The organism is Curtobacterium sp. Csp2 (assembly GCF_013347165.1).
The window spans coordinates 1094331-1103500 of the sequence record NZ_CP054593.1 but is presented as its reverse complement, the minus strand read 5'-3'; the positions used below and the strand labels follow the sequence as shown (position 1 = coordinate 1103500).

Annotated in this window: 9 protein-coding genes; 5 read left to right on the top strand and 4 right to left on the bottom strand. The window is 74.4% G+C overall.

Annotated elements, in window-relative coordinates; translation table 11 throughout:
* Positions 1-78: 78 nt before the first annotated feature.
* On the bottom strand, positions 79-765 hold the full coding sequence (locus HUN59_RS05560) for an XdhC family protein (RefSeq protein ID WP_174777789.1): 687 nt from the start codon (positions 763-765) through the stop codon (positions 79-81).
* Between the two features lie 47 nt (positions 766-812).
* Positions 813-2105 (bottom strand): amidohydrolase family protein, encoded by a 1293-nt coding sequence (locus HUN59_RS05555; RefSeq protein ID WP_174777788.1) that lies wholly within the window; start codon positions 2103-2105, stop codon positions 813-815.
* A gap of 221 nt (positions 2106-2326) precedes the next feature.
* Here HUN59_RS05555 and HUN59_RS05550 point away from each other — a divergent pair, with 221 nt between their 5' ends.
* Positions 2327-2785 (top strand): hypothetical protein, encoded by a 459-nt coding sequence (locus tag HUN59_RS05550; RefSeq protein WP_174777787.1) that lies wholly within the window; start codon positions 2327-2329, stop codon positions 2783-2785.
* Positions 2786-2964: 179 nt separating this feature from the next.
* Positions 2965-4362, top strand: a complete 1398-nt coding sequence (locus HUN59_RS05545) for an amidohydrolase family protein (RefSeq protein ID WP_174777786.1) — start codon at positions 2965-2967, stop codon at positions 4360-4362.
* Positions 4363-4455: 93 nt separating this feature from the next.
* Here HUN59_RS05545 and HUN59_RS05540 read toward each other — a convergent pair whose 3' ends face one another.
* Together HUN59_RS05540 and HUN59_RS05535 are read right to left on the bottom strand one after the other, a co-directional pair.
* The gene (locus HUN59_RS05540) at positions 4456-5409 is read right to left on the bottom strand and encodes a PDR/VanB family oxidoreductase (protein ID WP_174777785.1); all 954 of its coding nucleotides are present in this window, start codon (positions 5407-5409) and stop codon (positions 4456-4458) included.
* A complete protein-coding gene (locus HUN59_RS05535; protein WP_174777784.1) occupies positions 5406-6023 on the bottom strand; it encodes a helix-turn-helix domain-containing protein in 618 nt (205 codons plus the stop codon). Before HUN59_RS05535 ends, HUN59_RS05540 begins: the two co-directional genes overlap by 4 nt.
* A gap of 139 nt (positions 6024-6162) precedes the next feature.
* Between HUN59_RS05535 and HUN59_RS05530 the strand changes: the two genes are divergently transcribed.
* Genes HUN59_RS05530 through HUN59_RS05520 form a run of 3 tightly spaced genes read left to right on the top strand, consistent with a single transcriptional unit; the run spans position 6163 to position 9136 of the window.
* Positions 6163-7449, top strand: coding sequence for an amidohydrolase family protein (locus HUN59_RS05530; RefSeq protein ID WP_174777783.1), 1287 nt, complete (start codon positions 6163-6165; stop codon positions 7447-7449).
* 50 nt (positions 7450-7499) lie between these two features.
* The gene (locus tag HUN59_RS05525; protein ID WP_254629997.1) at positions 7500-8267 is read left to right on the top strand and encodes an ABC transporter ATP-binding protein; all 768 of its coding nucleotides are present in this window, start codon (positions 7500-7502) and stop codon (positions 8265-8267) included.
* Entirely contained in the window at positions 8267-9136 is an 870-nt protein-coding gene (locus tag HUN59_RS05520; protein ID WP_058743405.1) for an ABC transporter permease, read from the top strand. The genes HUN59_RS05525 and HUN59_RS05520 overlap by 1 nt, the downstream gene beginning before the upstream one ends.
* The last annotated feature ends 34 nt before the right edge of the window (positions 9137-9170 follow it).

The window sequence follows — 9170 nt, the reverse complement described above, 5'->3', positions numbered from 1 at the left end:
CGTTCCCGACGTCGAACCAGCAGCAGCGCCTGGTTCGACGTCGGATTCCTGGTTCAGAACGGCAACCCGCCCGCCCGCTCAGCCCGATGCCGCCGCCACCGCCCGCCGGTGGATCGGCCCCGCCCCGCCGGCGAGCGCGCCACCCGGAGCACCCCGACGCACGGCGATCACCTCGGCCGTGATCGCGACCGCCATCTCGGCCGGGGTCTCCGCGCCGATGTCGAGCCCGATCGGGGACCGCAGCCGCCCGAGGTCCGGCGTGCCGAGCGCGCGTAACTCCGCCGTCCGCCGTTCGTGCGTCGCACGGGAGCCCATCGCCCCCACGTACCCGGCACCGCGGCGGAGCGCGAGGTCGATCACCGCGGCGTCGAACCGCTCGTCGTGGGACAGGACGACGACCACCGTCGACGCGTCGATCGGCAGCCCCTCGAGCACCCGCGTCGGCCACCCCACGATGCGCTCGTCCGCGGCGGGGAAGCGCTCGTCGGTCAGGAACACCGGCCGCGGGTCGACCACGGTCACGGCGTGCCCGAGCACCGCCGCGGCGTTCGTCACGGCGACGGCGAACTCCACGGCCCCGACGACGATGCACCGCGGCCGGGCGTCCGCGCGCTCGACGAACACCCGGCCACGGCACCCGTCCGGCGCGGTGACGACCGCACCGAGCGTGTCCGCCTCGAGCGAGACCGCGAGCGACGTCGGCACGCCCGACGCCGCCCGACGCAGGACGTCCACGACGGGGTCGCCGGGGACGATCCGCCGCACCCTCGACCTCGATCCGTGCTCCCGAGTTCGAACCCGGCCCGCCGCCGTCACACCGGCGTGCGCGCAAGCCGCTCCGTGAGCCGCGCCGCGATCTCGCGCTCGTCCCCCGTCACGAGCCGGTGGTCCCGGACGACCACGCGCCCGCCGACCACCACGTGCTTCGGCCGCCGCCCCGGGGACGCCCAGAGCAGCCCGGCGACCGGGTCGGCAACGCCCGCGTCCGGGACGCCCGAGACGTCCCACACGCACAGGTCGCCCGCGGAGCCCACCCCGAGGTGCCCGAGCTCCGGGCGTCCGAGTCCCGCCGCCGACCCCTCGGTCATCATCCCGAGCACCTGCCGTGCCGGGAGCTGTGGCCCGACGAGCGCCGACACCTGCATCGCCAGCCGGCCGTCCGCGAGCAGGTGCCCGGCGTCGTTGCTGCCGCCCCCGCTCGTCCCGAGGCCGACCGGGATCCCCGCCTGCGCCAGCGCCGCGACCGGGGCGATCCCCCACCCCATCGGCACGTCGCACCCCGGCGCGTGCGTCGCGCTCACCCCGGCTGCCGCGAGCCGGGCGACCTCGTCGACGGTGACGTCGCACAGGTGCGCGATCGTCACGTCCGGTGCGAGCCACCCCCACTCCTCGAGCAGGTCGAGCGGCCGCCGCCCGTACCGCTCGAGGGCGATGGCGGTGTCCACCTGCTCGTTCGCCTGTGTCCTCCGCCGCAACCCGTGCTGCGCCGCGACCTCGCCGAGCGCCCGGAAGGTCGCCTCGCCGTCCGAGTGCACCCCGGCCGGCCCCACCGCGACCTGGAGCCGCCCGTCCGGGTCCACCCCGCCGACGGCGCGCTCGTGCAGCAGCCGCCCGGCGATCGCGTCCGCCGACGCGGCGGCGCGCTCCGGGTCGTCGCGCGCCGACCCCCGGACGAACACGAGCCGCCCGCCGAGCCCGCGGACGGCGTCGACCGTCGCGCCCGCGAGCTCCACGGTGTCGTCGGTGGTCGCGTCCGCGGGCCAGTTCAGGTGGTGGTCGGCGATCGTCGTGACGCCGGACAGGAGGCCCTCCGCGGCTCCGGCGGACACGGCCAGTCCGTACAGCTCGGGATCGTGCCCCGCCCGGGCGTACGCCGCGGCCATCGTCGGGAGCCACTCCGCCATCGGGACACCGCGCGTGCCCGGCAGCGTCCGGAACGCGGTCTGCAGCAGGTGGTGGTGGGCGTTCACGAGGCCGGGCGTCACGACGCACCCGGACGCGTCGAGCGTGGTCTCGAGGTCGCTGCCGTCGTCGACGACGACGTCACCGTCCCGTTCGGTGCGGGGGTCGACGAGGACACGGCGGGCACCGGTGACGGTCAGCATGCGACGGTTCTAGCAGCCGCCTGTTTCCGGGGCGTGACGGCGGACGCCCCGGGCTCGTGCCTGTGTACGCTCGCACCAGGTCGGAGGGGGACGACATGGCTGGTCTCGGGTCGGACGGTGTCGCCGCGCGGTCGGTGCACGGCCTCCGCCCGGAGCGCCTCTGCTCGGCGGTCGTGGCAGCTCTGGCCGTGTCCCTGTTGACCGCTTGCGCAGGGGAACCCGTGGAGTCCGGAACGTCCCCGCACCGCGCCGTCTCGTCGGACGACGCGAAGCAGTCGATCACCGACGCGGTCGACCGCACCGCGGCGATCGTCGACGGGGACTGGAAGGTCCTCAGCGGACCGCGGCTCGGTCTGTGCAAGGGCTCGGACGGGTCCGGCGATGCCGAGGACCCAGGCGGTGTCACCTGGGTGTACGTCGAGCAGCGGCCCGGCGCGGATGACCCGAGGGACGATCTCCGCAAGGTCGAGTCGTTCTGGCAGAGCCTGGGGATCACGACGAAGCGGTACCGCAGCGGCGGCGACGACCCGGACCTCAGGGTGTCCGGACGGGGCGGTCCGGTCACCAGCATCGACTTCCTCGCGTCCACCGAGGGTGGCTACAGCATCGACGGCGAGTCAGCGTGCGCGGACGGTGACCTTGACGAACTCGCCACGAGCTCGCCCTCGCCGACCCCCTAGTCCGCACCGTCTCCCCGAACGTGGTCACCGAGACCGACCAGCCCCGCGGTCCTGACTCGCCCGCTCCCAGTCCCGGCGCGCCGGCTCCGCGGACCGCGCCCGTTCCGACCGCCCGCACCGCGCCCTCGGGGAAACCCCGCGGTGACACCCGCGAAACACGCGCACCCTAGGTTCGCCCCATGTCACAGACCCTGATCCGCGCCGGCTGGGTGCTGACCGCAGCACCGGACGACGCCGCCACCCCCGCCGCGATCCGCGACGGCGCCGTCCTGCTCGACGGGGACCGCATCGCCGCCGTGGGCACCTTCGCGGAGCTGTCCCCCGCCCACCCGGACGCCCCGGTCCGCGGGGGTGCGTACGACGTCGTGACCCCGGGCTTCGTGAACACGCACGGGCACTTCAGCGAGGGGCTCATCACGGGCATCGGCTCGCAGTACACCCTGTGGGAGTGGCTCACCGCACTGATCGGCCGTGTCAACCCGGTGATGACCCGCGAGAAGGCCTACGCCGGCACCGTGCTGCAGGGCATCCAGCTGCTCCGGAGCGGTGTCACGACCGCGAACGACATGTTCTGCGCAGACCCGATGCCCGACGAGCCGGCGACCCCCGGGGTCGTCGCGGCGCTCGAGGACCTGGGTCTGCGCGGCGTGGTGTCGTTCGGCTCCGGGGACGTCGACCGGGACTTCGGCGCGACGCCGATCCTCGAGGAGTTCGAGGCCCTGCGCGAGGCCGCCGACGCCAGCCGGTACAGCACGTTCCGGGTCGGGGTGTCGTCGATCGGGCGGTACACCGACGACACCTGGCAGGAGCACGTCGACTACGCGGTCGCCGGCGGCCACGGCGTGCACGTGCACTTCCACGAGGTCCGCGAGGAGGTCACCGCAGCCCGGCAGCGCACCGGCCGCACGGCCATCGGGCACGCCGAGGCCACGGGCATGTTCCAGGTGCCGGTGATCGCGGCGCACAGCGTCTGGGTCGACCGGGAGGACCGCGAGCGCTACGCGTCGAACGGCGTCGGCGTCGCCCACAACCCGGTCGCGAACGGCATCCTGGCGAGCGGCATCGCCCCGGTCGCGGAGCTCCGGGCCCTCGGCGTCCCGGTCGGCATCGGCGTGGACGGGCCGGCGTCCAACGACTCGCAGGACTTCCTGCAGGCGATGAAGACGGCGGCGCTCCTGGCGCGCGTCCGGGACCTGCAAGCCACGGCGATGAGTGCGCGCGAGGCGTTCGAGATGGGGACAATCGGCGGCGCCCGCGCGCTGCGGATGGACGCCGAGATCGGCTCGCTCGAGCCGGGCAAGCGCGCCGACCTGGTCGTGTTCGACGGCGACTCCCCCACGCTGGCGAACGTGCACGACCCGTACCAGGCGGTCGTCTTCGTCGCCGGCAGCCGTGAGGTCCGCGACGTCTGGGTCGACGGCGAGCTGAGCGTCGTCGACCACGACGTCACACGGGTGGACGTGCGCGAGGCGGTCGCCCGCGCCCGCCCCCTCGCCCGTCAGCTGGTCGCCGAGGCGGGGCTGGAGCGCCTCTCGGCGCTCACCGGCGGCGCACTCGACGACACCGAGCGTCCGTAGGGGCGGTCCCCGACCCGGGTCGGGGACGCGGACGGACGGGAGGCGGTACGCACGTCGTGTGCACCGCCTCCCGTCCGTCCGTCCCCGACCCCGTCAGAGTTCCAGGACCAGGCGCGGACAGCCGCGCCGCGCGCGCGAGACGCAGACCATCATGCTGCGGTCGTCGGCCTGCTCCTCGGGACTGAGGACGGTGTCGCGGTGCTCCACCGCACCCTCGAGCACCGGGGTCTCGCACGTGCCGCACGTGCCCTCGCGGCAGGAGGACAGCACGAACGCGCCGGCCTCCTCGGCGACCTCGAGCAGGGTCCGGTCGGCGGGGACCGTGACGGTGACACCGGTGACGGCGAGCTCGACCTCGAACGGCTCGCCGGGCGCGTCCACGTCGGCGGCCGGCTCGAAGCGCTCGACCCGGACGCTGCCGGCCGGCCAGTGCGCGGCAGCGGCCTCGACCGCGTCCATGAGACCGCGCGGACCGCAGCAGTACACGACGGCGTCGCGCGGCTCGGCGAGGAGCCCGACCACGTTCAGCCGCGGGTGCTCGTCGGCGACCGCGAGAGCGACCCGGTCGGGGTGCGCCGCGACGAGGTCGTCGACGAAGGCCATCCGGTCGCGGGTGCGCCCGGCGTAGTGGAGTTCCCACGGCGTCCCGGCACGCTCCGCGGCGGCGATCATCGCGGCGATCGGGGTGATCCCGATGCCGCCGGCGACGAAGACCGCGGGGCGGGACGGATCGAAGCCGAAGTGGTTGCGGGGACCGGCGACCGCGACCTCGGTGCCGACCGCCAGGCCGTCGTGCACGGCCGCGGAGCCACCGCGACCGTCCGGTTCCCGGAGCACGGCGATCCGCCAGTGACCCTCGGGGGTCGTGCCGACCAGGGAGTACTGCCGCTCGGTGCCCGGCGCGACCTCGAGGTCGACGTGCGCGCCCGGCTCCCAGTCCGGCAGCGCGGTGTCGTCGAGGGGCGCGAGGTCGAGCGCGACGACGTCGGACGCGACCGTGCGGCGGGCGGCGACGCGCAGCCGCCGGCGCTCGGGCGCCCCGGTCACGCGACCACTCCGGCGCGCGGGGTCTCCTTGACCACGATCATGTGGAAGCGGCTACCGTCCGCGCTGCACCACCGGTGGCCGGTGCCGCCGCGGTAGTAGGCGGAGTCGCCCGGCCCCAGGCGGAGCGGCTCCTGTCCGCGGAGGTCGAGCAGGACGTCGCCGGCGAGCACGGTGAGGAACTCGTCCTCGCGGTGCTCGAAGTACTCGCCGAGGTCGGTGTTGTCCCCGGTCCACTCGAGCGGTTCGAAGGCGTGCGGGCCGGCGTGCACGAGCAGCCGCGCCTCGCCGCTCGAGAACGGCCCGCGGGCGCCCTCCCCCGCCCGGATCACCTCGGGGGCACGGTCGTCCTGCTCCGGGCGCTCGGGGGCGCCGGCGGCGAGCAGTTCGACCTGGGTGGTGCCGAGCGCGGCGGCGATCTTCTCGAGCGACACCATGCTCGCGCGGGAGTGCCCGCGTTCGACCTGGCTGAGGAACGGGTGGGACAGGCCGGTGGTCTCGGCCACCCGCACGAGCGTCAACCGGGCGGCGCGACGACGTGCGCGGATGTGCTCGCCGATGCGCTGCGTCTGCTCGTCGACGACGCGGTCGTTCTCGGTGGGGGTCGCGGTGCTCACGCGGACTCCTCTCGGTGTCGTTCCGGGTCCGAGCGGGTGTCACACACGGCAACCGCCGTGAAACGAGGGGGAAACACACCCGCCCTAGCATCGGAGATGTTGATGCGATCAACATTCTCACACAACCCGGGAGGCCGCCATGGACTCGTCAGCACCGCGTCCGGTCGACCTGCTGCGCGGGGCGCTGCTGCCCGACGGACGGCTCGTCGACGTCGCGATCTCGGGTGACACCGTGACCGAGGTCGCCCCGGCCGGCACGCTCCGCGGCTCGGTCGACGGCACGCTCGACCTCGCCGGACGACTGCTCCTGACCGCCCCGGCGGAGCCGCACGCGCACCTCGACAAGGCCCTGAGCGCCGACGCGATCCGCCCGCCGCTCGGCGACCTCGGTGCCGCGATCGCGTCCTGGTCCGCCCACGCCACGACCATGACCGTCGACGAGATCGCCGACCGCGCCCGTACCGCCGCCCTGACCATGCTCGCCGCCGGCACCACCGCGGTCCGCAGCCACGTCGACGTCCTCAGCGGTCGCCGCAGCATCGACGACGCCCCGGCCCCCGTCGAGTCCGCCGTGCGCGGTGCGCAGGCCCTCGTGCGGGTCCGTGACGAGCTCGCCGGGCTGATGGACCTCGAGCTCGTGGCCCTGGCCGGACCGCTCGCCCCCGACCACCACGTCGAGGCAGTCCTGGCCTGCGGCGTCGACCTGGTCGGCGGCGCCCCGCACCTGGCCGAGGACCCGCTCGCCGACGTCGACCGGCTGCTGGCCCTGGCCGACCGGCACGGGGTCGGCGTCGACCTGCACACCGACGAGAACCTCGACGGACCGGTCACGCTCGACCACTTCGCCCGCGCCGTCACCGCACGCCGGGACTCGGGCGCGGACGGCCGCACCTGGACCGCCGGGCACTGCGTCCGGCTCGGCACCCTCGGGCCCGAGCGCCGCGCAGAGGTCGTCGCCGACGTCGCCGCGGCGGACCTCGGCATCGTCACGCTGCCGATCACGAACCTGTACCTGCAGGGCTGGCAGCACCCGGTGTCCACGCCCCGCGGACTCACCGCGATCCAGGCGCTCACCGCGGCCGGCGTCCGTGTGGCCGCCGGCGCCGACAACGTCCGCGACCCGTTCAACCCGGTCGGCCGCAGCGACGCGCTCGAGACCGCGTCCCTGCTCGTGACGGCCGGCCACGTGACGCCGGACCAGGCGTACGCGATGGTGAGCGACACCGCCCGGAGTGTGATGGGCCTCCCGGCCGCCGGTCCCGTCCCCGGACGGCGAGCCGACCTGCTCGCGATCGCCGCGACCAGCGTCACCGACGCCGTCGCGAACGCCCCGGCCGACCGCATCGTCCTGTCCCGCGGGCGGCTCGTCGCCCGCACCGAGGTGCGCACCACCGTCGCCGCGACCGCGGCGCCCGTGCCCGCCTGACCCCGACACCCCGACCCGATCCGCACACCCACCGAGGACCCGAGGTGACCGTGACCACCACCGCCCCACCGCCCGTCACCGCGACGGACACCCTGCTCGACTTCCGCGACGTCGAGATGACCTTCCCGAACGGGACCGTCGCCCTGCAGGGCGTCGACCTGACCGTCGACCGCGGACAGTTCGTGTCCGTCGTCGGCCCCTCCGGCTGCGGCAAGTCGACCCTGCTCCGCATCGCCTCCGGGCTCGAGTCCGCGTCGCACGGCACCGCCGGGGTCGCGACCGACCGGATCGGCTACGTGTTCCAGGACGCCACCCTGCTTCCATGGCGCTCGGTGCAGGGCAACGTCGAGCTGCTCGCCGAGCTCGGCCACGTCCCGAAGGCCGAGCGGGCGGCAAAGGCGGCGCGCGCCATCGACCTCGTCGGGCTGAACGGCTTCGAGACCAACCTGCCGAAGCAGCTCTCGGGCGGCATGCGGATGCGCGTCTCGCTCGCCCGGTCGCTGACGCTCGACCCGGAGCTGTTCCTGTTCGACGAGCCCTTCGGCGCCCTCGACGAGATCACCCGCGAGCGCCTCAACGACGAACTCCTGCGCCTGTTCGTCGAGCAGCGCTTCGCCGGCCTGTTCATCACGCACTCGGTGTCCGAGGCCGTGTACCTGTCCACCGAGGTCATCGTGATGTCCGGCCGTCCGGGCAGCATCGTCGGCCGGTTCGACGTGCCGTTCCCGATGCCCCGCGACCCCGACATCCGCTTCACCCCCGAGTTCGCCGAACTGGTCGGCGAGGTCTCGCACGCACTCCGGGAAGGACACCGCTGATGGTCACCCTGCAGGAGGTCTCCGAGGCCCGGGCCGTCCGGACCGCCGCGCGCCGCACCGCCGGCCGTCCCCGTCGTGCCGTCACGTGGTGGCCGCCGCTCGTCGTCCTCGCCGTGCTCGTCGGCATCTGGTACGCGGCGGCGGCGTACTACGACCACGTCCGCGGGCTCGCGTTCCTGGTGCCGTACCCGCACCTCGTGCTCAAGGCGATCGTCGCGCCGACGATGCCAGACGGGTCGCCCTCCACCTTCGGCACCGACCTGTGGTCCGCCCTCGGCCGCACCACCGTGGTGTCGCTCGTCGGACTCGCCTTCGCGATCGTGATCGGCGTCGCCTGGGCGATGGCGATGGCGCAGGCGAAGTGGCTCGAGCGCTCGCTCTACCCGTACGCCGTCGTGCTGCAGTGCGTGCCGATCCTGGCGCTCGTGCCGCTCATCGGCGCCCTGTTCGGCTACGAGTTCGCCAGCCGGGTCATCGTCACCGTGATGATCGCCCTGTTCCCGATGGTGTCGAACACCCTGTTCGGCCTGCAGTCCGCGGACCGGGCGCAGCGCGAGCTGTTCCGGCTGCAGCGGGCGAGCCGGTTCGCCCGGCTCGTGAAGCTGCAGTTCCCCGCCGCCCTGCCGTCGATCTTCGTCGGCCTGCGCACCTCGGCCGGCCTGAGCGTCATCGGCGCGATCGTCGGCGACCAGTTCTTCCAGCGCGGCAACCCCGGCCTCGGCGTCCTCATCCAGGTCACCGCCTCGCGCCTGATGGGGCCGGAGCTCTACGCGACGATCATCATCGCCTCGCTCTACGGCGTCGCCGTCTTCCTCGTGTTCGGACTCGTCGGCCGCCTGGCCGTCGGGCGCTGGCACGACTTCAGCTGACCGGCCCACCGGTCCCGCTCCACCCCCACAGCAC

Bases quoted from the DNA above. Each gene is read 5' to 3' on its own strand.
- HUN59_RS05555 (WP_174777788.1), bottom strand. From the start codon at position 2,105: ATGCTGACCGTCACCGGTGCCCGCCGTGTCCTCGTCGACCCCCGCACC.
- HUN59_RS05530 (WP_174777783.1), top strand. From the start codon at position 6,163: ATGGACTCGTCAGCACCGCGTCCGGTCGACCTGCTGCGCGGGGCGCTG.
- HUN59_RS05545 (WP_174777786.1), top strand. From the start codon at position 2,965: ATGTCACAGACCCTGATCCGCGCCGGCTGGGTGCTGACCGCAGCACCG.
- HUN59_RS05520 (WP_058743405.1), top strand. From the start codon at position 8,267: ATGGTCACCCTGCAGGAGGTCTCCGAGGCCCGGGCCGTCCGGACCGCC.